The organism is Roseburia sp. TF10-5 (assembly GCF_003462365.1).
GTDB lineage: Bacteria > Bacillota > Clostridia > Lachnospirales > Lachnospiraceae > Roseburia > Roseburia faecis.
This window is the reverse complement of sequence record NZ_QTYW01000020.1, coordinates 45,107-68,255: the sequence shown is the minus strand read 5'-3', so window position 1 is coordinate 68,255 and position 23,149 is coordinate 45,107. Positions and strand designations below refer to the sequence as shown.

Sequence of the window (23,149 nt, the reverse complement as noted above, 5' to 3'; positions counted from 1 at the left end):
GATTCTTACCGCATTTTTAATCAGGATTGCGAACTTGTTTCGCAATTACCTAATATCATAATTTCGCTTTTTATGTTTATCAATATATTTTTAATGTTTATCGTTAATTTATGACAAAAAATCCCAAGAGCGATGCCAGCATCGATACTCATGCCACAAAAAAGGAGCCACACAGCACTCCTGCTGTGTGGCTCCTTCGATATTTCATTATCCTTCAATCGCAATATATTTGTTTTCTTCTACCGCTTTCTTTGCCTCTTTCTTCGGCACGAACAGCTTTAAGATACCATGCTTAAATTCTGCTTTGACATCCTCCTGCTCAATATCTTCACCGACATAAAAGCTTCTCTGGCAGGCACCAGCATAACGTTCCCTGCGGATGTAGTGACCGCTATCTTTTTCTTTCTCGTCCTTATCCAGTCCCTTTGCAGCACTGATGGTCAGGTAGCCATCGGAAACAGAAGCCTTAATCTCATCCTTGGTAAATCCCGGAAGATCAATCATCAGCTCATATCCATCCTTCTGCTCTTTAATATCGGTCTTCATAATCCTTCCGGCTTTCTTACCGTATAGCTTCTTTTCGGTATTATTCATTTCTTTATCCATATCATAAAATGGAAACTCATCAAACCAGTCATCAAATAAATTCTCTCCAAAAATACTAGGCATTAACATAAGTCATCTCTCCTTTTCTTTCTGCGTCCACGGTCTGTGGACCTCTCATGCTTGTTTACCTTGTTTCTTTGGAACCGGGATGTTTCAGGAACCTTTCGTTCTCTTTTGGTTCCCTTCCTTTGTTCTTGCCTATGTTATAGCACTGTTTGTTAGCACTGTCAAGAGGTGAGTGCTAATTTTTTGAGATTTTTTTGCAAACCTTGATTTTTTACGGAGTTTGCAACACTTTTTCTTCCTTATAATCATCACTTTTTCTTGATTTGACACCAATTTTTTTATTTTTGGTGTCAACTAATTGCTACGCTTTCCAGCCTTGTGATTTCACTCTCAATTCTGGACATCTCACTTACATGGTTATATACGTCCATTGTTACATCTATGTGGACGTGTCCCATAATATATTGAAGAACTTTTACGTCTATCCTCTTTTCTGCCATTCTGGTACAAGCCGTATGTCGCATAATGTGAGCGGATACCGTTGGTAACAATTCAGCATTTCTATGTTCAGTCTTTGCAATTTGAACTTCTTTTTTGTTATATGCGTCTACAATATTATATAAGATATTGTTTATTGCACTAGGCATGAGCGGTCTGCCGGACTTTGCCATGAAAATGAATCCTTTATAACCGTCTATCTCAACATCTTTTCCTTTTTGAAGCATGACGAGTATTTCTATCCATCAAAAAAAGCTGAGAAAAGTACAGTTCGCCGTCAGATAGATTCGTCACTTGATTTATTGACTGATAACGAATTAAAAATTATTCAAGCTACGATTGATGGTGTCTTGAACAGTAGAGAGAATAAGCAGTAATTTATCTCTTATTCTCTCTGTTTTTCTGTTTAGATTTCTCACTGCTTATTTGTTGATCAGCTTCGCAGTAGCAAATAAATCTTCATTTATAAATAACAAGTTACTGTGCCTTTTCAAATTTTATTCACAATTTCTTAACCGTTCCACAATAGAGTGATTTCCTACGAGTTTTTTATAGGATAAAAGTGGTGCTAGCGTACATATCAGCACAACTAAAATAATCGAACTGATTAACGGAATTACTGGCACTTTAAACGGAATCCTCATATAATTCATGGATTGGAAGCAAACATAAGTGATAGCAGAACCAATCGTTAAAGTTACAAATATAGAGAAAATAGCATATAAAATACCCTCTCGAATCAAAAGTTGATTTATCTGTTTTCTGGACATTCCAATGCTTTCCATAACAGAAAAAATCAATCTACGATTTTGTATACCACTTGCGATTGTATTTGCATAATTTAAAACTCCAACAAATAAAAGCAATAAAGCGATTATTGTACCTATCTCCATCATATTTCCCTGTGCTTCTTGAATTGTTTTCATATTCTCATATTGAGATTCAACATATAAGTCATTACTATATGGACTATTATTTATCAGTGAGGTAATCTTTTTTTCTAAAACTTCATCATATTTCTGATTATAGTAAATATACACGTCTAATATTGTCGGCTTAGAAGTCAAACTTTTTAAATAATTTTGACTTACAATCAACGAAGCTCCAATATCTCTTCCGATGTACTGTGTTTCATAGGACACAGCTTCAACAGTAATTTCATATTGCTTTCCATCAAAACTGAAAGGGACTTTTTGATTCAAATATTCTTTGGGTATTTCAGAGCCTTCATACTGTACAATACAACTTTTCCCATTGAGAAAATCTTGTTTATCAACAGGACTACTCAACGATTGATTTACATAATCAAATTGGTCTTCATCAATGCCTATTAACATGCCATAATAATTTGACGGATTTGTTTTATAATTGGTTATCACGTCTTTTGAAGATACATATGGTGTCCTTTCTATATAATTAGTTATCCACATATCAGAAAAACCCTTTGACACATATGGGAAACTAATTGGTACTCCCTCTACAAGATGAATGTCTTTCATACCGTCCATTTTTTCTATTTTTTCAACAAAAGAATCCTCTATGGCTGGCTTTAGAGAATTGATATTCTCTGTAGTTTGTGTCTGGTTTTGAACAGCAAAATCAGCATTCCAATAATTAGGAAGTACTGTTCTTTCTCCCTGACTACTTATAATCGTTGTAAGGCAATAAAATACAGATAAACTTATTGCCAGCGATAGCAACACAACAACTGTTTTCTTTTTGTCTTTTTTAAACTGTTCAAATGCCATTCTCCAAAAGAAAGCTCCCTTTTTCTTTTTATACCCTTTTCCATTAGAGACACACTCTATATATTTTGTAGCTTCTACGGGGGTAACTTTTGTTGCAATTTGAATAGGCTTTCTCATTCCAAGAAGAATAGAGAAAACTGTCACAGCGACACTCACAATTAAAATGAATGGATTGAATTGCAACGCCATATTTCCAGTGGAAATTCCCAATACGCTAAGAATATACGGAACCAGTTTTATGCATAAAAGAATACCTAACAGGTTTCCAATAAATATTCCTGCTATTGCAATAAATAGCATTTGTTTTGTTATGAAACGAACAAGCTGTTTCTTTGTCATACCCAGAGATTGAAGCAATCCATAATATCGTATCTTCCCCGAAATGGACAAATACAAAATATTATAAATTAAAAGATATGCACTTAGGCATATAACAAGAGCCAGACCGCATATGCCCAATAGCAGTTTAAAAGAATTTTCGATGTAGTCTGTTGGAGCAAAAATTTGTCTGTCTGAAAAATTCAATGATTTTTCTAAGGACTGTATTGTAGTTGGTAAAACGTAATTACGGTTCAATTTTATGCAAAGGATTCCATCATTTTTTAAATCATACCCTGTCTCATCATAAAAGTTTTTTGACACAAATCCGGCAGATTTGTCTCCGTATCCATCCCATATGCCACTAATCACAAATTTGTCTGTATGAACACCGGTATTATTCTCGTAAGTTAAAACAATACTATCTCCGACAGATAGATTTTCATTTCCACATGCTTTTAGAATATCTTTTGTAACCATCAATTCATTCTTATTTTGTGGATAGTGTCCATCTAATTTTGTTCTTGCAGGAGACATCAGATTATTCCAGAACGTTTCATCACACCATAACAAACCGATTTCAACTGTATTATCAAACTCTGAACTTTTAATAAATCCAGCATAGGATTCCATCCCTACATTTTGTATGTTTTTGTTGCTCTGTAAACTTTTAACCTGTTTTGATTTAAAACCATTCATAGTCGTAATATCATATTCAGCTCCATTTAATCGTGTATTTTGTAATCTGCTTGAATCCAGATAAGTCAAGCCGATTGTAAATACACAAAAAAGCATAAACGCAGATAAAACTATTGTGAAAAACAATATTCCATATTGCTTTTTATTGGATTTTACACTGTTTTTTGCCAGTTTGTTTATAATCATCTTATTATTATTCGCTAACATGGAAACCACTTCCTTTAGATATTTTCCCGTCCTCAATCTGAACAATTCTGTCTGCCATTTGTGCAATATCTGTATCATGCGTAATCACAATCAATGTTTGCTGATATTGTCTGCTTAACATTTTCAACAATCCGATCACATCATGGCTGGTAGCAGTATCGAGATTACCTGTTGGTTCATCTGCAAGAATAATTGCAGGTTTCGTTGCTAAAGCTCGAATAATCGCTACACGCTGTTGTTCGCCACCAGATAGCATTGAGGGGAGCATTTCCTGTTTATTTGAGATATTTAATATATTGAGCAGTTCTTGAATGAACTCTTTATCAATTTGTGCACCATCTAACTCAAGAGGGAAAATAATATTATCATATACATTTAAGTCTGGTATTAAATTATATTGTTGAAAAATAAATCCTACTTTTCTTCTTCTGAAAAGAGCAAGCTGTTCAGAATTTAACGTTTCAAGATTTACTCCATCAACGATAACAGTTCCACTGCTAGGCGTATCCAATCCACCAATCATGTGCAGAAGTGTACTTTTACCACTTCCAGATTTTCCAATGATAGAAACAAATTCTCGTTCAGCAACTTTAAAATCTACACCATCTAATGCTTTTACGGTCTGATTTCCTGTTTTATAGTAATTTTTTAAATCCTGTGTTTTGACAATCACATTTTTCATAGTCAAGTCCTCCTTATGATTACATGATAAAATAGAAAAATCACAAACCAGTCACAAAAAGAAAAAATCACAAAACTGTGATTTTTCCTAATCCCGATTTGGAAGATATATCATAAAGGTACTTCCTTTTCCAATTTTTGAATAAACTTCGATATATCCATTTTGTAGCATAATGATTTCCCTTGCTAAATATAGTCCAATACCAATTCCATCATTATCATGTACCTCTGGCTCACGATAGAAGCGAGTAAAAATAGTTGCTTGCCGTTCTGGAATAATACCTTTTCCAGTGTCCTCAATACTGATTTTCGTAAAAAGCTCCTGTTTGCACACAACGATATGGATATTTCCACCATCATTCGTATACTTCACGGCATTATCTAAAATATTGAAAATTGCTTCTGCTGTCCATTTTTTATCATGGTTTAATTCTAATCGTTCGTCATATTGCACATCAATTGTAATATTTTTCTTCTCTGCCTTTATTATCACATTACTAATTGCCATAGCAAGAGTGTTAGCAAGAGGAGTTTTTTGTTTTTGAATTTTTATTGTCCCTGTTTCAAGTCTGGACATTTTTACCATACTTTGCAATAGAAAATCTAATTTATCAACCTGACCGTTCATCTTTTTTAAATATTCTTGATTCCTGTCAAAATCCGTTTCATCTGTCATCATTTCTAAATAAAGTTTTATATTTGCAATGGGAGTTTTCGTCTGGTGAGAAATATCAGACACCAATTCTTTCAGTTTATTCTTTTCTTCTGAAATTTCTAAATTTTTGTGAGTATACAGATGTGATAAGCGAACCAGTCTATTATAGATTTTCCCCCATAAATCATCTTGTTTGTAGGAACTTGTTTTTAATTCCTCATTTTTCAACATCTTGTTTATAGCAATATCTAATTTTTCTGTATATTCATAAACATCATGCTTTAAATGAATATATTTCCAAAGTATAAAAGTGGCGATAAACACTAATGCAAAAAATATTATAAAAATCATTGTTTCCATATGTACCCCATTCCATATACATTTGAAATGTAAGAGCGTTCTTCAGTTTCAATCTTTTTACGTAATCTGTTGATATTTACAGCCAGCGTATGTTTGTCCGTTATTTGTACTCCCTCGTCCCATAAGGAATCTAATAGAATTGAATAGGTAAGTAGTTTTCCCTTATTCTCAATCAATTTTTTCAAAATACGATATTCTGTAGGAGATAGTAAACATTCATTTTCTTTTTGCCGAACTGTACCAAGTTCAAAATTCACTTTTAGAAATCCGTCATCATAAATATTTGTTCCTTGTGACTTTCTGGTTAAAATAACATACACTTTTTTCAATAAAATCTTCATAGAAAATGGTTTGGTTACATAATCGTCTGCGCCTAATTCATATCCATTTAAAATATCTTCTTCTAAGTCTCTTGCAGAAACAAATAAAACTGGGACTTGTTTTTTGGCTTTCAACCATTTACAAAATTGAAAGCCGTCCCCATCTGGTAAATTGACATCAAGTATCGTCAAATGAAAAGATTCATTTTCTGTGAATTTTTCAGCTTCTTTACAAGAATGGGCTGAAAAGATATGATACCCCTCTTTTTTTAATGCATAAGTGATTGTTTGATTTAATTCCACATCATCTTCCAAAACAAGAATAGTATACACAAATAAATCCCTCCGTAAGAAATATTTTAGCTTTTTTAATTATATCAAAGAACTTACTAGAAATACATATTTTTTAGAGGGAGCATTTTGTCATTGATAGCTCCCTCTTTTGATTATACTTATATAATCTTCCAGTTATCGTCCTTATGTAACACAAACTCATACTGTGAGATTTGCGTCATTTTCGATTTATTATCCAGATATTTTACAGATATATTGACTTTGAGGTTATCGCCATCTTTGGTAAAGACAGGATTTACCAGTTCTGAAAATACATAATCGCCGGATACAGGAGCAAGCACACCGTCTTTGACATAGTAGGCAAGTTCTTTCTCCGTAGCGGTAGGGTACAGTTTGAAGAATGTTTCCAAGAAAGCGGTAGCGTCCTTAACTGTGTCGGAACTGACACTGACATCGGCTTCCTGTGCTTTCGGTTCATACTTTGATTTCTGTACCGCCGGAGCAAGGGTAGGATTTTGGGTAATGACCATTGCACCGTTCTTATCCATATGAACGGTCACGGTGTAGTTTTCTGTGACTGCCTGTGTCTGTTCTCCCTCTTTTACCTGCTGATCTACTTCGTAGGCAACGGTAAAATCGTCCGTTCCAGACTGTTTTACATTCCAGACCAGCACATTTGTAACGGTTGCACTGGTTGGTATGTCCGTTCTGATGGTATCGGCGTTCAAGTCCTGTAATTCTTTGGTAAGGTATTTACTGATTTCTGTTGTCCTTGCTTCAATGGCTTCCTTGCTGGTATCCCATGAGTAATAGGCTTTCGCAAAGTTCTTGACGAAATTCTCAATACCGTTGGTATCGTTCAATCTTAGCTGAATGATTTCTTTTTCATGTACCGTGTGGGTGTCAATGGCAGTAAATTCGCAGTTCACTTTCTTCATGAAACAGAAAGTTGCTGCCAAAACCAATCTTATTTCACTCCTAGATAATACTTATCCCGGTGTGAACAAACTCTTCGACAGCCCCACTAGAGACGATGGTAGTGAAAAGTGGGTTGATTATGCCTATTCTTTTTGGCATGTTGATTGTGTTCGCAAAATTGGGCTAAAAGCCTTTACAGAACGCTATGAAGCATTCTGCAAGAAGCATCATTATAACTACCAGAAAAATAAGCCAGCCTTACTATTCGAGGAATCCAAACAACTTGTTGCAGTGTTCCCAAAGGAAAAATCTTACAAACTCCTTATTCAGCAAAGCATTCAACAGTTGCGTTTGGCATCGGAACACATCGAAATCATTCGTAGAGAAATGAATGAGCTTGCTTCTACACTGCCCGAATACGAAACCGTAATGAGCATGTACGGTGTTGGTGAAACCTATGGACCTCAGTTGATTGCTGAAATCGGGGATGTATCTCGTTTTACACATCGAGAAGCTATCACTGCATTTGCCGGTGTTGATCCTGGTGTAAATGAATCTGGACAATTCAAGCAACGAAGCAACCGTGCTTCAAAGAACGGTTCTACAAGACTTAGGAAGACCCTTTTTCAAGTGATGTCCACATACCTTCAAAACAAGCCTGTAAACGAACCTGTCTATCAGTTCCTTGATAGAAAACGCGCTGAAGGAAAACCATACCTTGTTTACATGACCGCTGGTGCCAATAAATTCTTACGAATCTACTATGGCAAGGTTAAGGAGTGCTTACGCAACTTAGAGCAATCTCAAATCGAAGAGTCTTAAATATCAAACGATTATCACCTCCGTTAAGCTAGCCGTTTTGGGTAGCCTATTTCTTGTGCCTATTTTTCAACTCTTAAATTTCTTCAAAAAGTACTTGACTTTTTATTAGTAGGCTCCTAATGGAACTTCCCGGATAATATATTCGGTATCGCCATAAAAGCCATACTCATTACGCAATCTATGACGTTCCACATATCCATGATGCTCTAATTCCTTAATTGCAGAACGAACAGAATCAATCCCATCTCTGCTCAATGTTGCCAGTCCTTGCATATTGTAATTCCAGTCATCTGGCAAACTTAACATCAGCGATAATAGACCTTTCGCTTTCAATGTCAGATTCTTATTCTTGAAATGGTGATTACTCATTACCGTAAAATTCTTAGTTCTCTCTACACGAAAAATCTGTGCCATGCTCCCCACTTCCTTTCCAGACAGAAAAAGACGCAAGCCATATTCTTATGACTCACGCCTTTCTGCATAACTTACTTTTCTATTCTTCTGTTTCCAATTCCAATCTCTGTAAAATATCTCTTACAATACCTGCATCTTCAATCAGATTAATTCCAAAACATTTTTTACCTGCATCCTTCAAAGACGCACCCACATGATATGCTTTCGTTTTATCAAGAATTAAAAAACGATCATGAAATGCTCTTGTGTACTTCACATCCAGTTTAGGATACTGTACATTAAAGTTATCTACATCTGTTTGAGATAATTTTGTCCGTTGCTGTGTATAAACTGTCACCGCCACATTTTCTTTCTTCTTTGACAAAATATTTAATGTTCCTACATCCACATATCCATCTACCAGAACAATTTCCATTTCTGCTTTCTGAATCAGTCCTATCAATAAGCTGAATGCATCATATATCTGACCATCAAAAAATATCTTTTGATTAGACTCCTCATGATCTGATATGTACTCAAAAATCTGCTCCAGTTTTTCATCTGTCTTTTTCTGATATTCCAGTTGTTTTAGCTCAACGTTACTAATCCTTTCAAACAAAAGTGCATTGTTGGCTATAAACCGTCGCATTTCTACAAATGCACGCATAATACCTATACTTACATTAATTGCCACCTCGCTATGCAATACACTTGCAAGCATGGATATTCCCTGCTCTGTAAATACATACGGTAATGTACGTCTGCCACCATAACCATTTTCTGTTCCACTGCCATTTGAGGTGCCAAATTGGCATTTCAAGTTTTCATATTCATCTTTTGTAAGCTGAAATCGAAAATCTTCTGGAAATCTGGCAATATTTCTTTTAACGGCTCTGTTTAACGCTCCCGTTTCTACCTGATAAAGCATTGCCAGATCACTATCCGACATTCCATCTCCTCTATAACTTGAAATGCCAAACTGGCATTTCAAGTTACTTTACCGCACAATCATTTCTTATGAGTTCCCAAAATCCATGTTCCCATTTTACCCTATTTTTCTCATTCTGCCTACTGCTATTTTTCATACAATAATGAGGTCGCAATCCACGACCTCATCACCTTCATTTAAACATAAATCAATTCCTTGAGAATAATCTCTTCTGCAATTGCTTTGTGTTGATTAGCAGCTCTTACCCAGGCAATCTGATCTTTCTCTTTATCCGGCAATGGTTCTTTTTCTTCTAACTGTTTCAGTATTACCTCTTCCCGTTCTCTGGCTGCCTTGTCCACTTCCAGAAGATGCTCTCCAATGGTATCCTGTAAAAGCATCACCTGATAGGTTGAATTTCGATAGTTTTTCAGATAATCTCTGCGAAGAAAACCATACTTGCCAAGTTGCTCCATCTGCTCACCGGATTTATAGGTGAGATTCGGGATCAGATATTCATTTACATTTGTATACGTTAATTCCATTTTATTAGCCCTCTCCATTTCTCATCATTTTTTGACCACAAATTTACGACATTTACAACAAATCTGACACTGCTTTACAATACCAGACAAAATGGCTGATGCCCCGGAAAGCCTGTAAAACAGGCACTTCCGGGATACACAAGACCGGACAAAAATCGACTTCCATTATCAAGTATCGAGTGCTAATTTTTTGTGAAGATTTTTTGACGTCTTAATTTTAGTCCTGTTTTCCTATTGCGCATATGTTTCTTCCATGCTATATTTTCTTTACACATTTCGAATTTGCAGCTAAATTTATATACCGCTGCATTTCACCGGATATTTCATCCGTTTTTTCCATGTGTACGAAACAATTAAATATTGGAGAGGAATTTCGTGCAGAGCAAAAATTCAGTTATTATTTTATTATTGTTTTTATTTTCAGATATTGAAAGCTGGGGGGCTTCCATGTTACAATCTTGATAGAAGAACAGCCGCTATATCACACGTTTTCCTCTCCGCCACTACAAAGGAGAAGAAAATGTACAAGAGCAAAAAGTTCGAAGACCTTACCATTAGTGATGATTTTATGTTTGGGATTGTTATGCGCGATCCCAAATATTGTAAACCGTTTCTGGAAACTATACTGAATATTAAGATTTCACGCATTGAGTATCCCGAGGATCAGAAAACGATTAATCTGTCTCTGGATGCGAAGAGCATCCGGCTGGATGTGTATGTTGAGGACGATTTTGATACGGTTTACAACATTGAAATGCAGAACGGACACCATAAAAATCTTCCGAAGCGCACCCGCTATTATCAGGGGATGATTGATTTAAACCTGCTCGACAAGGGCATGGATTACACGCAGTTGAAACAAAGTTTTGTGATCTTTGTCTGCACCTTTGATCCGTTCCATATCGGCAGGCATGTGTATACTTTTGAAAACCGCTGCGTGGAAGATCCGAATCTGCCTCTTAACGATGGCACACAGAAAATCATTTTAAATACGAAAGGAATTTTTGATGATGTTCGGCCGGAACTGAAACGGCTGCTTAACTTTATTGATGGCAGACAGCCGGAAGATTCTTTTACACAAGATCTCTCCAAGGCTGTGGAATCTGCCAAGCGCAATGAGAAATGGAGGCATGACTACATGACGCTGCAAATGGCTTATGACGAGAAATACCGCGAGGGGCTGGAAACTGGCATTCAGCAGGGCATTGAACGAGGCATTACAACATCTGCCCGTCGTATGCTTTCCTCCGGTAAATATTCGGATTCTGAAATTTCTGAAATTACCGGACTTTCCGTGGAACAAATTCAGGCTTTAAAGAATTCCGCAAAATAAACTCTTATTATTTTTAATTCAATACTTTATAATTCAAGAATAATCTTGAGGTTATTGTCCTGTACGCTTGCTCCTACATTACCATCAAGAGCCAGAACGAGAGCCTTAACTACCGCAAGCCCTACCCCCGTACTTCCATCGTGTCGTGAGGTATCCCCTGTATAAAAGCGGTCAAACAGCCGGTTACCATCAATTTGCAAGCTGTCACTCACTGGATTTTCCATCATAAACCGGATACCGCCATCCGATTTCTGCATAAGTGTTATTTTTATGTTCCCTGCCGAATACTTCATTGCATTTGTCAGCAGGTTTTGCAAAATCCGCTCTACCATATTCCGGTCTGAATATATGTAGATGGAATAATCCGGCAGTTTTATTTCCGGTATAATATTCTTTTTTTCTAATGCCGGTGCATGTTCCGTTATCAGATCTATGAGCATGTTGGAAAAATTAAACGTTTCTTTACTGGGAACGGTCTGCTGTTCCTCTAAAACAGAAAGGTCATAAAATGCTTCCACCAGTTCCTTCATTTTTTCTGCTTTATGCAGGACAACTGCGATGCGTTTGGCCTGCGCCGGCTCTAAATCTTCTTTTTGTAACAATTGTAAATGACCAAGAATAACCGTTAGCGGCGTACGCAGATCATGTGATATATTTGCAACAGATTCTTTTAAATGTTCTTCATGACGTAAGGTTTTCGCTACGGCCTGTCTCTGCCTGATATTATAAAGATTCAGTATAGCTGCCAGGTGTTCTAAATCTTTATCCATCAGGGAAATGTCTATCATCTGTCCGGAATTTCCGCGATTCCATTCCTTCACCTGACCGGAAAGATTACGAATTTGTTTTTTCAGCTGTATATGTCGGAATAATAATATCAGGAATCCCGCTGCCAGAAGCAATAAAAACCATTTTATTTCAGACATCTTTCCTCCATCTATTTCAAGTCACATTTACGAAATTTTATCCATGAAAGCAATATCAGTATGCCCGACCATATCACCCCTGCCAGAATAGCAGCCGGCTGAAAAAATGTGTTCCTGCTGACAACGACCCGGATCTGATAAACCGGTAAAAACGCTACCGGCAATTGCAGCATCATTCCATATCCGAGATAAAGACTAAGTGCAAAAATAATAATTGCCGTAACAGAAGTTGCTCTCACAACATCTTGCAAATAACAGCAAATTAAGATTGCAATCAGAAAGATCCCGCTATTTAACAGAAGCGAATAAACGATTGCTTTTGTTACATTATAAAAAAATACCCCACCATCTTCCATACCAAACTTTCCAAATTCTCTGATACATCCTGCAACCGGATACACAAGCGCCATGATATGAAAAGCGATCAGATAGGATATGATTTTACCCGTAAAAATTTTGCTTCTGGAATGTCCGGCACTGACTTCGAGCGTTATGGTTCTCCCGGAAAATTCCTGTCCGAAACTCAAAGCAAGAAGCCCCGAAATAATGATAAGGAGAAACGTAGAATCATACACCATTCCGTTAAAAATATCTGCAAGGGAAGATGCCTTTCCTCCTGCCGGTCCCATAACTTCCGGCACATAGGTATCGGCGGTAAAAAAGCCCAGAACAAATATTCCAATCATCCCACACCAGTAAACGAAATTATGCAAAAACTGGTATTTCTCCATCTTTAATAATTTTTCCATCCTAAACACCTCCCACTATTTCAAATCTGCATGTAAAAAAATGCGACCGGCACTATAATACAAAATAAACATCCACAGAAAATCCAGGCTTAACGGAACCGTTGTCCTGTCAAACTTTTGTAATGCAATTAATCGAAGCTGTCCCATGGGCAATATTCTTATCAGACTTTCTGCATGTTGCCCATTCATCAAAAAAATCATAAGAAAAAACAGAACCATGGAAACTGCCAGTGTTTTTCCCATATCGCGGAAAACAAAAGCAAGAACAACCGGTAATGCACACATGGTGATTACGACAAACAGTATTTGAAAAGCCACAGTAAAAGTACCTGAAATTTCCGGAAATCTTTCTTTCATACCAAACCGGCCAATGATTTCATGTATCAGTAACGGAACTGTCAGAATGAGGATGCAGCCAATCTGGGATACCATGACTTTTGCCCAGAATACATAACCTCTCTTATGTCCTGCAGTCAGATATGCATTTAAGGTTCTTCCTCCAAAATCATTTCCAATAAACAATGCTATAAAAACAATAATCAGGAAATAAAGAAGTGGCGTATTATATAAAGATGCCATAACCAGATTTGAAGTTTTTCCTTTGCTGTCCAGCAACAATATACTGCTTAAAAGAAACGTAAAGATCCCGATTCCCCAAAAGTACCAGCTATGCCATAATTTATACCATTCCGTTCTCAGGAGATTTGCCATCTTTTGCCCCTCCTATTTTACTCAGGAAATAATCTTCCAATGTATCACCCGATACAAAAAGCCCGGTAACAAGCACATGCGCTTCTGATAAAACAGATGCAACCATTTCCAGGTCATCCAGATGATCGTACAAACGAATCGTACCATCGGGCATCAGCTTAAAATGATCTGTATGAAGATTTTCTTCCAGAACCATCACTGCTTTCTGTACATCGGTTGTCTGAATCGCAATATGACGTTTGCACCGTTCATTTAATTCATGATCAGAAATTTCTTCTATAATATTTCCATGATCAAGCAGAATAAACTCTGTTGCCGTTTGATACAATCCTTCCAAAATATGACTGGAGACCAGAATTGTCATTCCGTATTCCCTGTTTAACGTTTTTAATAAATTCCTGATTTCCACAATTCCGGCAGGGTCCAGTCCGTTAACAGGTTCATCTAAAATTAAAAATTCCGGGGTATTCAAAAGAGCCATTGCAATTCCAAGGCGCTGCCGCATCCCTAAGGAAAAATTTCGAACCCTCTTTTTTCCCGTATCGTTTAACCCAACCATATCCAATGTTCTTTTTATCACGGTTTTATCCGGTATGCCACGCTGAATACGCTGTATTTCCATATTCTGATATGCGGTCATTGCAGGAAATAATGCCGGTGTTTCGATCATACTTCCAATCCGTTTACGCTGTTTCTGTAATTCCACAGTTTCTGATTTTCCCCATAAGGAAAGCGTGCCGCTTGTCGGAAATGCAAGTCCCGTGACCAGTCTTAAAAAAGTAGTCTTGCCAGCCCCATTCTGACCGATAAAACCATAAATTTTACCCTTTTTTATCTGCAAATTTATGTGGTCCAATGCCAGTGTCTGCTTATACTCTTTCGTTAAAGACCGGGCTTCTAAAATAACTGAATTCATCTTCCGAACCTCCTTTACAAAAAACAGTATAACGAACATTCTTAAAGAATTCCTTAAGCTGAAATAAGAAGACATTAAAAAAGCATAAAGCCAGGGAACTTTTATTCCTTAGCCTTATGCAGACGATAACCAATGCCCCAGACCGTATCTATAAATTCTTTATCCGGACAAACCGCCTTTAATTTGTTACGCAGATTACTGATATGAACATTAAGCGTATTGTCTTCCACAAAATATTCTGTATTCCACACACTCTGAAAAAGATTTGACTTTGAGAATACTTTGTCCGGATATTTCATCAGCAATTCCAGAATGGCAAATTCTTTTGCGGTTAAAGCCAGTTCCGCTTCCTTCAAAAATGCCGTATTCTTTTCCAGATCCAGACATAAATCCCCGTATTGTAAACAGGCAGCCGAACGATTTTCAAACTGTACTCTGCGCAGATTGCTTTCGATTCTGGCAAGCACTTCTTCCATATCAAAAGGTTTTGTAATGTAATCATCTGCCCCAAGACGAAGCAGATCAATTTTATTCTGTGTCGTTTCTTTCGCTGAAATAATAAGAACCGGTATCGTAAATTGTCTGCGTATATCTGCCAGAATAATATCGCCGCTTCGATAGGGTAGCATAATATCAAGTATGATCAGATCAATTTTTTCTTTGTGTAAGAAATCCAGAACATGGAGTCCATCATATTGACTGTACACAACATATCCGTTTTCTTTCAGGAAATCTGTTAACAGCGTATTGATTTCCACATCATCTTCAATTATTAATATTTTATCCACTTGTGTACCTCTTTTTTACAGGCAATAACCTTCTCCCCTGAGTTTCTTTCCCTCTTCGATATAAGAAAGTGCACTCTCTTTTAACCCTGCAATTTCTTCTTCCGTCAATGCCCGCGTGACCTTCGCCGGTCTGCCCATAACCATGCTGCCGTCCGGGATATTCTGGTGTTCAAGCACAAGGCTTCCTGCTGCGATGAGACAGTTTTTTCCGATCACACTGCCGTTCATCACCGTTGCGCCCATGCCGATTAATGTGTTGTCCCCGATCGTGCAGCCATGAAGAATTGCATTATGCCCCACCGTCACATAATCGCCCACCATGGTCGGGTCGACTTTGGAAGTGTGGACCGTGCAGTTATCCTGAATGTTTGTCCCTTTTCCGATGATAATTTTATTGTCATCCCCACGCAGTACCGCATAAAAAAGAATGGTACTGTCCGCACCGATGGAAACATCCCCCATCACCACAGATTCCTTTACGATATTGGTTGATGCCGCTATACTTCCCGTTGTTTTTGTCATGACCGATTTCCTCGTTTCTTTCCTTATTTTCATACTGTTTTTAGTATAACATCTCCGTTTTTGCTTCTCAACATACTCTTTTTGGAAAAGAAAAAAGCGAGGACATCAGCAGATGCTCTCGCTCGACTCCACTTTACGATTTATTCGTAAATGTGTTTCTTTTTATCTTTTGCTTTCGCCTGTTTTTTCTTTAACGGGTGTTTTGGATTCTTATCTGACATAGTAATCGCCTCTTTTCCTCATATTCATATGTCAAATTTGTTTCCTTTGTTATGCCTACGTTATAGCACTGTATTCTGGCAATGTCAACCCTGTCTGTTAATTATTTTGTGTTTTTTCTGTGAATACGATAAATTTACTCATTTTAACGCAAGTTGTCAGGCATTTTGTGTTTGTGTTTTTTCTGTGAACTTACAAAATCCTCCCAAAAAAGTCATTGACATTTTAAATTTTCATCCCTATAATGGTAAAAGTTCGGTTGCTAACTATTTAAAATCATTTTAAGAAAGGAGTGATTTCTTGCAGGATTTCGATGAAGAACAACTCAAAGAAATTCATATGGGCCGCCTGATCCAGGTACTGTCCCATCAGATGAAACGGAAAAGCTGTGTGAACTCCATGATCAACGACGATGGTCTGACCACCATGCAGAAACATGTGTTGAAATTTCTTCTTCTGGAAACCCTTCACAAGGTTGTCTACCAGAAAGACATCGAAGAAGAATTTCAGATCCGCAAATCCACGGCGACCGGAATGCTGCAGCTTCTCGAAAAAAATGGTTTTATTGTGCGGGAAAGCGAAAAAAAAGATGCCCGTCTGAAACGCATCATTCCTACAAAGAAAGCGGAAGCACTCCGTCCGAGCATCCTTGCACACATAAGGCAGTCGGAAACACAGCTTACGACAGATATTTCCGAAGCTGATGTTCTGACCTGTAAAAAAGTGCTCTGCCAGATGCTCTATAACGTATCAGAACATAAGGAGGTATGTAAAAAAAATGAATAAGAAACTTTTACAATCCGTCCGGGAATACAAAAAGCAATCCATCATTGCCCCTCTTCTGGTTACATTAGAGGTACTGATGGAAGTATTGATTCCTCTGGAAATGGCAAAAATTATTGATATTGGCATTGCAGAAGGAAATCTCGGATATATTATCCAAAGAGGACTTATCCTTGTAATTATGGCAATGATGTCCCTGTTTTTCGGTGTACAGGCCGGAAACTTTGCAGCAATTGCCGGAGCCGGATATGCCAAAAATCTGCGGCACGATATTTATTATAAAGTACAGGATTTTTCCTTTAAAAATATTGACCATTTTTCCACGTCCGGACTCGTTACCCGTATGACCACCGATATTACCAATATCCAGATGGCTTATATGATGAGTATCCGTCTGCTTGCAAGAGCTCCGATTATGATCGTTTTATCCTGGATCATGACGCTGACGCTCAGCAAAAAAGCCGCACTCTTATTCTTAATCGTCATCCCGGTGCTCGGTGGAACGCTGTTATTTATTGCAAAGAAAGCCCATCCACATTTCATCAAGGTGTTTGACGAATACGATGATTTGAACAACTCTGTACAGGAAAATGTAAATGCAGCCCGCGTGGTAAAAGCATTCGTCCGTGAGGATTACGAAATTGACAAATTCCACGGTGTTTCCAAATATGTTTACCAGTTATTCACAACAGCAGAAAAAATTGTTGCCTGGAACTCTCCGGTTATGCAGTTTGTAATGTATGCCGTTATCATGATCCTTGTCTACATTGGTGGAAAAGGCATTGTAACCAAAACGATGGAAACCGGTGCCTTAACCTCCATTATTGTATATGCTTTACAGATCATCGGCTCCCTGATGATGGTAACTTTCGTTTTCGTCATGATTATGATTGCTGGCGCATCAACAGACCGTATCACCGAGGTACTCGATGAAATTCCGGAAATGATTGATCCCGCAGACGCAGTAACTTCCGTTGCCGATGGTGATATTGTCTTTGACCATGTCAGCTTCAGTTATGCCGGTGAGGGAGGAAATCTTTCCTTAAAAGATGTAAATTTGCATATCAAATCCGGTCAGACGGTGGGTATCATCGGTGGAACCGGAAGTGCCAAATCCACTCTCGTACAGCTGATTCCACGTCTGTATGATGTCACGAAGGGAAGTGTAATGGTCAGCGGTGTCGATGTACGCAAATACAATCTGGAAGCTCTGCGTGATCAGGTTTCCATGGTGTTGCAGAAAAACGTCCTGTTCTCCGGAACAATTTACGACAATATCCGCTGGGGCAACGAAAACGCCTCTGACGAAGAAGTGCAAAATGTATGTAAACTGGCACAGGCCGATGGTTTTGTCCGGGAATTTCCGGATGGCTACAACACACAGATTGTCCAGGGTGGAAACAATGTTTCCGGTGGACAGAAACAGCGTCTTTGTATTGCCCGTGCACTTTTGAAAAAACCAAAGATTCTGATTCTGGATGATTCCACAAGTGCTGTAGATACCAAAACCGATGCTCTGATCCGTAAGGCTTTCCGTGAGGAAATCCCGAATACCACAAAGATCATCATTGCACAGCGTGTTTCTTCTATTGAAGATGCCGACCAGATCATTGTTCTGGAAAACGGTGCTATTTCTGGTATTGGTACATCTGAAGAATTGTTAAAGACCAATGATATTTACCGTGAAGTATATGAATCTCAGGTCAAGGGAGGTGAAGATCATGAATAACAAAAAGCCAAAGCTTTCCAAATACTATATTGCTACCGCAAAACGTCTGTTGAAATATGTAACAGAAACCTATAAAGCCCGCTTTATTCTTGTATTTGTATGTATCTTCTTAAGTGCAGTCGCATCCATTTCGGTATCTCTGTCCTTAAAATACATGCTTGATGATTTCATCCTTCCCCTGATTGGACAAAAAAGTCCGGACTATACCGAATTTTACCGTGCACTTGCTGTACTTGGCTGTATTTTCATTGTCGGTGTTATTGCAACATTTATCTATACCCGTATGATGGTATATATCGGCCAGGGTGTGTTAAAGCGTGTGCGTGATGATATGTTTGAGCATATGCAGACCCTTCCGATCCGCTATTTCGATCAGAATACGAATGGCTCTATCATGAGTCTTTACACAAATGATACCGATACCCTGCGCCAGATGATCAGTCAGGCAATCCCACAGGCACTGATGTCGTTTTTCACCATCATTGTTACATTTATTTCCATGCTGGTCTTAAGTCCCCTGCTGACACTGCTTGCCATTGTTGTCATCGGGATTCTGGTATTTGTCACAAAAAAAATCGGTGGAAACAGTGGAAAATACTTTGTGCGCCAGCAGGTTTCCCTTGCCGACGTGACCGGATTTGTGGAAGAACATATGAATGGCCAGCGTGTGGTAAAAGTGTTCAACCATGAGCAGAAATCCAAAGAGGAATTCGACCAGCTCAACGAAGCACTGTTTGACAGTGCCTCACAGGCAAACAAATACGCAAACATGATGGGACCGGTTATCGGAAATATCGGAAATTTACAATTCGTGCTGACTGCTGTTCTCGGTGGTGTTCTCTCCGTTGCCGGCGTGGGTGGCATCACACTCGGTGTCATGGCTTCCTACCTGCAGTTTACCAAGAGTTTTACCCAGCCTTTTATGCAGGTGGCACAGCAGTTCAACTCCATCGTTATGGCGCTTGCCGGAGCGGAGAGAATCTTTGCCCTGATCGACGAAAAACCGGAGACAGACGAAGGCTATGTAACCCTTGTCAATGCAAAAAGAGATGCCGATGGCAACATCATCGAATGTAAAGAACGTACCGGCATGTGGGCATGGAAACATCCACATTCCGCAGATGGAAGTGTATCTTACACCCCTCTGACCGGCGATGTCCGTTTTGAAGATGTTACATTCGGCTACAATCCGGATAAGGTCATCTTAAAGGATATCAGTCTGTTCGCCAAACCGGGACAGAAACTGGCATTTGTTGGCTCTACCGGTGCCGGAAAGACAACAATTACCAACCTGATCAACCGTTTCTACGATATTCAGGAGGGAAAAATCCGCTATGACGGCATCAATATTACAAAGATCAAAAAAGACGATCTGCGTCGTTCCCTCGGTATTGTCCTGCAGGATACCCACCTGTTTACCGGAACCATCCGCGACAATATCCGTTACGGAAATCTTGATGCAACCGATGAGCAGATCTACGAAGCTGCCAGACTTGCGCACGCAGACCAGTTCATCCGGATGCTGCCAAACGGTTATGATACCATGTTAAGCGGTGACGGCGAAGAACTTTCACAGGGACAGCGCCAGCTGCTTTCCATTGCAAGAGCTGCCGTGGCTGATCCACCAGTTCTCATCCTCGATGAGGCAACTTCCAGCATCGATACCCGTACCGAAAGCATTGTACAAAAGGGTATGGATAATCTGATGAAAGGGCGTACGGTATTTGTGATCGCCCACCGTCTGTCTACGATCCGAAACAGTGATGCAATTATTGTGCTTGACCATGGACAGATCATTGAACGCGGGGATCATGCGGATCTGATTAAGCAGAAGGGAACCTATTATCAGCTGTATACCGGCAAGCTAGAACTTTCCTAAACTGGAAATACCCTCCTATTGCAGAAATATTACAAACTTGTTACAATGCATTTGTACTTAGCTAATACAAATACAAACAGGGAGGTACTTAACTATGTGCTTTAGATTTTTTTCCAACTGCGATTTCTCAGCACTGATCCGTAAGTGTTTTGGATGCTAATAACCAGCAAAAAAGAAGCTGCACACGAATTTTCTTTTCGTGTGTCAGCTTCTTTTTGCGTTTCCTGTCTGTATTCACCTGACCGGTTTCTATGCACGGAAATCAAATTTATTTTTTGATATGTTGATTTAAAAACTCCATTACTTCTCGTTTCTTTGGAATCGCAGGAATTCCACCTCTCTTTTGCACACACAGACATGCTACTGCATTTCCCTGCCGTGCACAGGCACGCAAATCATTCCAGTCCATCTCATCAATTGCTTTGTTCAGGGATAAAAACTGGCTCAGGAATCCACCCCAGAATGAATCTCCGGCTCCTGTTGTATCAACCGCCTCTGTTGCAAATCCCCTGATCTGTTCTTTTCCATCCGTAGTTGCCACAAGTACGCCGTCACTGCCAAGTGTAATGGCAATCAGCTCTGGTCCCATGGAAAGCAACTCCTCCGCAGCTTCTTCATAGCTGTTTTTTCCCGTCAGCAGGAGACTTTCTTCATCCGATACCTTCATCACATCCGCAAATGGAATCACTGCTTTCATTTCCTGTACTGCAGTCTGTTCATTTCTCCACAAGGATGCACGGTAATTTGGATCATAAGAAATCAATGCTCCCGCGTCTTTTGCGATATGAACGGCTTCTAAAGTTGCACTTTTTGCCGGTTCATCCGTCAGGGAAAGCGATCCGAAATGAAAAATTTTACCTTTTTGCAAAAGCGTCGGATCCAGTTCTTCTTTCCGAAGTTGTGTATCCGCGCCCGGTTTTCTTGCAAATGAAAATTTCCGCTCACCGTTTTCATCAATTTCTACAAACGCAAGTGTAGTAAAATACTTATCATCTCCGATCAGATGGTCCACTGCAATCCCCTCATTTTGTAAGGTTCTTTTTAAAAATGCACCATGCATGTCTTTTCCGACTTTTCCAATAAACGATGTCCGGTATCCCATATGGCTTGCAACCGTCAACAAATTCGCCGGTGCACCACCGGGATTCTGCTCAAACAGCTTCATTCCATCTTTTCCGTATCCTGCCTCGGTAAAATCGATCAGCAGTTCACCCAATGCTACAATATCAACCTCTTTTTCCATTCTTTAATTCCTCCACAATTTCATTATAACGCTTTTTATTCAGCCGATAAAAGAATAATACCACAGCAGTCACAATCCAGAGAACCCCCGGAATGGTTGTAAATGCATGTTTCATAATGGAAAGTACGGCTGCATTTTGTGTCTGGTTTGCCACATACCCGTATTTTCCGAGTAATCCGGCAAGAAGTGCTGTTCCAATTGCCATTCCAATCTTGTTTCCAAGCGAGATAAACGCATATTGAAATCCATCGTTGCGCAATCCGGTTTTCCACTCACCGTACTCCACACAATCCGGAATGATTGCATAAATTGCGGTATTGAATCCGGAAAAGAAAAACTGTGTAATTCCAGACAATGCATAAAAGATAACCGGAGCTTCTTTTACATTAAAGAAAAACATGGAAAGCATCGAAATTCCTGTCAAAAGTGCAAATACACTGGCAGTTCTTCCTTTATTGTTCAGTTTACGGAATACCGGCTGAAAGCAGGCTGCTCCAATAATGGAAGGAATAATGATGCACATCGAATAAGTGGTATAATACGAGGCATTTCCTTCTACATAAGTAAAATAATACAGGACATCCGCATTTCTTCCATATAAAGTAAAACCAAATAAAATCTGTCCTACCAGAGCCAGCAGATACGGACGATTCTGAAGCACCGCTTTTAGCTGGACTTTTATAGAAATTTTTTCTTTTTCCGGTGTGATCACAGCCTCTTTTGTCTTTGCAAAGCAAAAGAAATGACATGCTGCAAAAATGCATCCATAAATAACTGCCACCGTCAGATATCCGGTTTTTGCACTGCTGCTTCCAAATTTGTTAATCAAAGGAACGGTAATGATATTTAACACACCGATTGCAATCATTGCTGCAACGGAACGGGAAGTGTTGATTTTTGCACGCTCATCAATGTCCTGTGTCATTGCTCCACAAAGTGTTCCATATGGAATATTCACACAGGTATATCCCAAAACAAGGAGACAATATGTGATTACCATATATACAATTTTTGCAGTCTGATTCCAGTCTGGTCTTGCCCAGAATGTCATTACAAGGAGCACCGCCGTAATCGGTGCCGCCACCAAAAGCCATGGACGGTATCTTCCCCATCTTGTCTTTGTCTTGTCGGTCAGTCCCCCAACAATCGGATCATTAATGGCATCCCAGAATCGGGAAAACAGCATCAGTGCAGACACTGCTGCCATACTGATTCCAAATACATCGGTATAAAAAATCATTAAAAAATTGCTGACAAACATCCAACTGAAATTACATCCCACATCACCAAAACCATATGCAATTTTGCTGATCAGCGGCACTTTTCCACTTCTGTTCTCGCTACCCATACGTT

General features: G+C 38.9%; 23 protein-coding genes and 1 pseudogene. 6 read left to right on the top strand and 18 right to left on the bottom strand.

Annotation, left to right across the window (positions count from 1 at the left end; all coding sequences use genetic code 11):
* Positions 1 to 207: 207 nt before the first annotated feature.
* Positions 208 to 675, bottom strand: coding sequence for an Hsp20/alpha crystallin family protein (locus DXD06_RS14605; protein ID WP_022046902.1), 468 nt, complete (start codon positions 673 to 675; stop codon positions 208 to 210).
* A 287-nt stretch (positions 676 to 962) separates the two neighbouring features.
* Complete coding sequence (locus DXD06_RS14600; RefSeq protein WP_330418220.1) at positions 963 to 1,337, bottom strand: tyrosine-type recombinase/integrase; 375 nt, start codon at positions 1,335 to 1,337, stop codon at positions 963 to 965.
* Here DXD06_RS14600 and DXD06_RS17745 point away from each other — a divergent pair.
* Positions 1,329 to 1,487: a hypothetical protein gene (locus tag DXD06_RS17745; protein WP_278308220.1), complete on the top strand. Its 159-nt coding sequence runs from the start codon at positions 1,329 to 1,331 to the stop codon at positions 1,485 to 1,487. The two genes, DXD06_RS14600 and DXD06_RS17745, sit on opposite strands and share 9 nt — an antisense overlap.
* A 120-nt stretch (positions 1,488 to 1,607) precedes the next feature.
* On the opposite strand, the gene DXD06_RS14590 is transcribed toward DXD06_RS17745, so the two are convergent.
* The 5 genes from DXD06_RS14590 to DXD06_RS14570 form a co-directional block, all read right to left on the bottom strand.
* Positions 1,608 to 4,082 (bottom strand): ABC transporter permease, encoded by a 2,475-nt coding sequence (locus tag DXD06_RS14590; protein ID WP_117832766.1) that lies wholly within the window; start codon positions 4,080 to 4,082, stop codon positions 1,608 to 1,610.
* Entirely contained in the window at positions 4,069 to 4,764 is a 696-nt protein-coding gene (locus tag DXD06_RS14585) for an ABC transporter ATP-binding protein (RefSeq protein ID WP_117832764.1), read from the bottom strand. The genes DXD06_RS14590 and DXD06_RS14585 overlap by 14 nt, the downstream gene beginning before the upstream one ends.
* Positions 4,765 to 4,851: 87 nt before the next feature.
* A complete protein-coding gene (locus tag DXD06_RS14580; protein ID WP_117832762.1) occupies positions 4,852 to 5,778 on the bottom strand; it encodes a sensor histidine kinase in 927 nt (308 codons plus the stop codon).
* Positions 5,766 to 6,431 carry a response regulator transcription factor gene (locus tag DXD06_RS14575; RefSeq protein WP_117832760.1) on the bottom strand — a complete coding sequence of 222 codons (666 nt, stop codon included), beginning with the start codon at positions 6,429 to 6,431 and terminating at the stop codon, positions 5,766 to 5,768. Before DXD06_RS14575 ends, DXD06_RS14580 begins: the two co-directional genes overlap by 13 nt.
* Positions 6,432 to 6,550: 119 nt before the next feature.
* A complete protein-coding gene (locus tag DXD06_RS14570; protein ID WP_334294446.1) occupies positions 6,551 to 7,330 on the bottom strand; it encodes a conjugal transfer protein in 780 nt (259 codons plus the stop codon).
* Between DXD06_RS14570 and DXD06_RS14565 the strand changes: the two are divergent.
* A pseudogene (locus DXD06_RS14565) lies at positions 7,305 to 8,132 on the top strand (transposase); the annotation flags it as partial. The gene DXD06_RS14570 and the pseudogene DXD06_RS14565 overlap by 26 nt on opposite strands.
* Positions 8,133 to 8,237: 105 nt before the next feature.
* Here the strand turns inward: DXD06_RS14565 and DXD06_RS14560 are convergent.
* The 3 genes from DXD06_RS14560 to DXD06_RS14550 form a co-directional block, all read right to left on the bottom strand.
* Complete coding sequence (locus tag DXD06_RS14560; protein WP_117832758.1) at positions 8,238 to 8,546, bottom strand: helix-turn-helix domain-containing protein; 309 nt, start codon at positions 8,544 to 8,546, stop codon at positions 8,238 to 8,240.
* 79 nt (positions 8,547 to 8,625) lie between these two features.
* Positions 8,626 to 9,474, bottom strand: a complete 849-nt coding sequence (locus tag DXD06_RS14555) for an ORF6N domain-containing protein (RefSeq protein WP_243001125.1) — start codon at positions 9,472 to 9,474, stop codon at positions 8,626 to 8,628.
* Between the two features lie 176 nt (positions 9,475 to 9,650).
* Positions 9,651 to 9,998, bottom strand: coding sequence for a TnpV protein (locus tag DXD06_RS14550; protein ID WP_117832756.1), 348 nt, complete (start codon positions 9,996 to 9,998; stop codon positions 9,651 to 9,653).
* 520 nt (positions 9,999 to 10,518) lie between these two features.
* Here DXD06_RS14550 and DXD06_RS14545 point away from each other — a divergent pair.
* Positions 10,519 to 11,331 (top strand): Rpn family recombination-promoting nuclease/putative transposase, encoded by an 813-nt coding sequence (locus DXD06_RS14545; protein WP_055066914.1) that lies wholly within the window; start codon positions 10,519 to 10,521, stop codon positions 11,329 to 11,331.
* A 26-nt stretch (positions 11,332 to 11,357) separates the two neighbouring features.
* On the opposite strand, the gene DXD06_RS14540 is transcribed toward DXD06_RS14545, so the two are convergent.
* The 6 genes from DXD06_RS14540 to DXD06_RS14515 form a co-directional block, all read right to left on the bottom strand.
* Positions 11,358 to 12,257: a sensor histidine kinase gene (locus DXD06_RS14540; RefSeq protein ID WP_117832754.1), complete on the bottom strand. Its 900-nt coding sequence runs from the start codon at positions 12,255 to 12,257 to the stop codon at positions 11,358 to 11,360.
* A gap of 11 nt (positions 12,258 to 12,268) precedes the next feature.
* Positions 12,269 to 13,006 (bottom strand): ABC transporter permease, encoded by a 738-nt coding sequence (locus tag DXD06_RS14535; RefSeq protein ID WP_117832752.1) that lies wholly within the window; start codon positions 13,004 to 13,006, stop codon positions 12,269 to 12,271.
* A gap of 15 nt (positions 13,007 to 13,021) precedes the next feature.
* Positions 13,022 to 13,717 carry an ABC transporter permease gene (locus tag DXD06_RS14530; protein ID WP_117832750.1) on the bottom strand — a complete coding sequence of 232 codons (696 nt, stop codon included), beginning with the start codon at positions 13,715 to 13,717 and terminating at the stop codon, positions 13,022 to 13,024.
* The gene (locus tag DXD06_RS14525) at positions 13,686 to 14,633 is read right to left on the bottom strand and encodes an ATP-binding cassette domain-containing protein (protein WP_117832748.1); all 948 of its coding nucleotides are present in this window, start codon (positions 14,631 to 14,633) and stop codon (positions 13,686 to 13,688) included. The genes DXD06_RS14530 and DXD06_RS14525 overlap by 32 nt, the downstream gene beginning before the upstream one ends.
* A gap of 101 nt (positions 14,634 to 14,734) precedes the next feature.
* Complete coding sequence (locus tag DXD06_RS14520) at positions 14,735 to 15,421, bottom strand: response regulator transcription factor (RefSeq protein ID WP_022046912.1); 687 nt, start codon at positions 15,419 to 15,421, stop codon at positions 14,735 to 14,737.
* Positions 15,422 to 15,436: 15 nt separating this feature from the next.
* Positions 15,437 to 15,943, bottom strand: coding sequence for a gamma carbonic anhydrase family protein (locus tag DXD06_RS14515; RefSeq protein WP_117832745.1), 507 nt, complete (start codon positions 15,941 to 15,943; stop codon positions 15,437 to 15,439).
* Between the two features lie 519 nt (positions 15,944 to 16,462).
* On the opposite strand from DXD06_RS14515, the gene DXD06_RS14510 reads away from it, so the two are divergent.
* Genes DXD06_RS14510 through DXD06_RS14500 form a run of 3 tightly spaced genes read left to right on the top strand, consistent with a single transcriptional unit; the run spans position 16,463 to position 20,553 of the window.
* Positions 16,463 to 16,948: a MarR family winged helix-turn-helix transcriptional regulator gene (locus tag DXD06_RS14510; protein ID WP_117832743.1), complete on the top strand. Its 486-nt coding sequence runs from the start codon at positions 16,463 to 16,465 to the stop codon at positions 16,946 to 16,948.
* Positions 16,941 to 18,674, top strand: a complete 1,734-nt coding sequence (locus tag DXD06_RS14505) for an ABC transporter ATP-binding protein (RefSeq protein WP_117832741.1) — start codon at positions 16,941 to 16,943, stop codon at positions 18,672 to 18,674. The genes DXD06_RS14510 and DXD06_RS14505 overlap by 8 nt, the downstream gene beginning before the upstream one ends.
* Positions 18,667 to 20,553 (top strand): ABC transporter ATP-binding protein, encoded by a 1,887-nt coding sequence (locus DXD06_RS14500; RefSeq protein ID WP_117832739.1) that lies wholly within the window; start codon positions 18,667 to 18,669, stop codon positions 20,551 to 20,553. The genes DXD06_RS14505 and DXD06_RS14500 overlap by 8 nt, the downstream gene beginning before the upstream one ends.
* Positions 20,554 to 20,821: 268 nt before the next feature.
* On the opposite strand, the gene DXD06_RS14495 is transcribed toward DXD06_RS14500, so the two are convergent.
* Positions 20,822 to 21,796 (bottom strand): carbohydrate kinase family protein, encoded by a 975-nt coding sequence (locus DXD06_RS14495; protein WP_117832737.1) that lies wholly within the window; start codon positions 21,794 to 21,796, stop codon positions 20,822 to 20,824.
* Entirely contained in the window at positions 21,780 to 23,144 is a 1,365-nt protein-coding gene (locus tag DXD06_RS14490) for an MFS transporter (RefSeq protein WP_022084857.1), read from the bottom strand. The genes DXD06_RS14495 and DXD06_RS14490 overlap by 17 nt, the downstream gene beginning before the upstream one ends.
* Between the last annotated feature and the right edge of the window lie 5 nt (positions 23,145 to 23,149).

Bases quoted from the DNA above. Each gene is read 5' to 3' on its own strand.
- DXD06_RS14600 (WP_330418220.1), bottom strand. From the start codon at position 1,337: ATGCTTCAAAAAGGAAAAGATGTTGAGATAGACGGTTATAAAGGATTC.
- DXD06_RS14540 (WP_117832754.1), bottom strand. From the start codon at position 12,257: ATGTCTGAAATAAAATGGTTTTTATTGCTTCTGGCAGCGGGATTCCTG.
- DXD06_RS14530 (WP_117832750.1), bottom strand. From the start codon at position 13,717: ATGGCAAATCTCCTGAGAACGGAATGGTATAAATTATGGCATAGCTGG.
- DXD06_RS14560 (WP_117832758.1), bottom strand. From the start codon at position 8,546: ATGGCACAGATTTTTCGTGTAGAGAGAACTAAGAATTTTACGGTAATG.
- DXD06_RS14580 (WP_117832762.1), bottom strand. From the start codon at position 5,778: ATGGAAACAATGATTTTTATAATATTTTTTGCATTAGTGTTTATCGCC.
- DXD06_RS14605 (WP_022046902.1), bottom strand. From the start codon at position 675: ATGTTAATGCCTAGTATTTTTGGAGAGAATTTATTTGATGACTGGTTT.
- DXD06_RS14585 (WP_117832764.1), bottom strand. From the start codon at position 4,764: ATGAAAAATGTGATTGTCAAAACACAGGATTTAAAAAATTACTATAAA.
- DXD06_RS14570 (WP_334294446.1), bottom strand. From the start codon at position 7,330: ATGAAGAAAGTGAACTGCGAATTTACTGCCATTGACACCCACACGGTA.
- DXD06_RS14500 (WP_117832739.1), top strand. From the start codon at position 18,667: ATGAATAACAAAAAGCCAAAGCTTTCCAAATACTATATTGCTACCGCA.
- DXD06_RS14505 (WP_117832741.1), top strand. From the start codon at position 16,941: ATGAATAAGAAACTTTTACAATCCGTCCGGGAATACAAAAAGCAATCC.
- DXD06_RS14515 (WP_117832745.1), bottom strand. From the start codon at position 15,943: ATGACAAAAACAACGGGAAGTATAGCGGCATCAACCAATATCGTAAAG.
- DXD06_RS14545 (WP_055066914.1), top strand. From the start codon at position 10,519: ATGTACAAGAGCAAAAAGTTCGAAGACCTTACCATTAGTGATGATTTT.
- DXD06_RS14495 (WP_117832737.1), bottom strand. From the start codon at position 21,796: ATGGAAAAAGAGGTTGATATTGTAGCATTGGGTGAACTGCTGATCGAT.
- DXD06_RS14590 (WP_117832766.1), bottom strand. From the start codon at position 4,082: ATGTTAGCGAATAATAATAAGATGATTATAAACAAACTGGCAAAAAAC.
- DXD06_RS14535 (WP_117832752.1), bottom strand. From the start codon at position 13,006: ATGGAAAAATTATTAAAGATGGAGAAATACCAGTTTTTGCATAATTTC.
- DXD06_RS14525 (WP_117832748.1), bottom strand. From the start codon at position 14,633: ATGAATTCAGTTATTTTAGAAGCCCGGTCTTTAACGAAAGAGTATAAG.
- DXD06_RS14550 (WP_117832756.1), bottom strand. From the start codon at position 9,998: ATGGAATTAACGTATACAAATGTAAATGAATATCTGATCCCGAATCTC.
- DXD06_RS14490 (WP_022084857.1), bottom strand. From the start codon at position 23,144: ATGGGTAGCGAGAACAGAAGTGGAAAAGTGCCGCTGATCAGCAAAATT.
- DXD06_RS14555 (WP_243001125.1), bottom strand. From the start codon at position 9,474: ATGTCGGATAGTGATCTGGCAATGCTTTATCAGGTAGAAACGGGAGCG.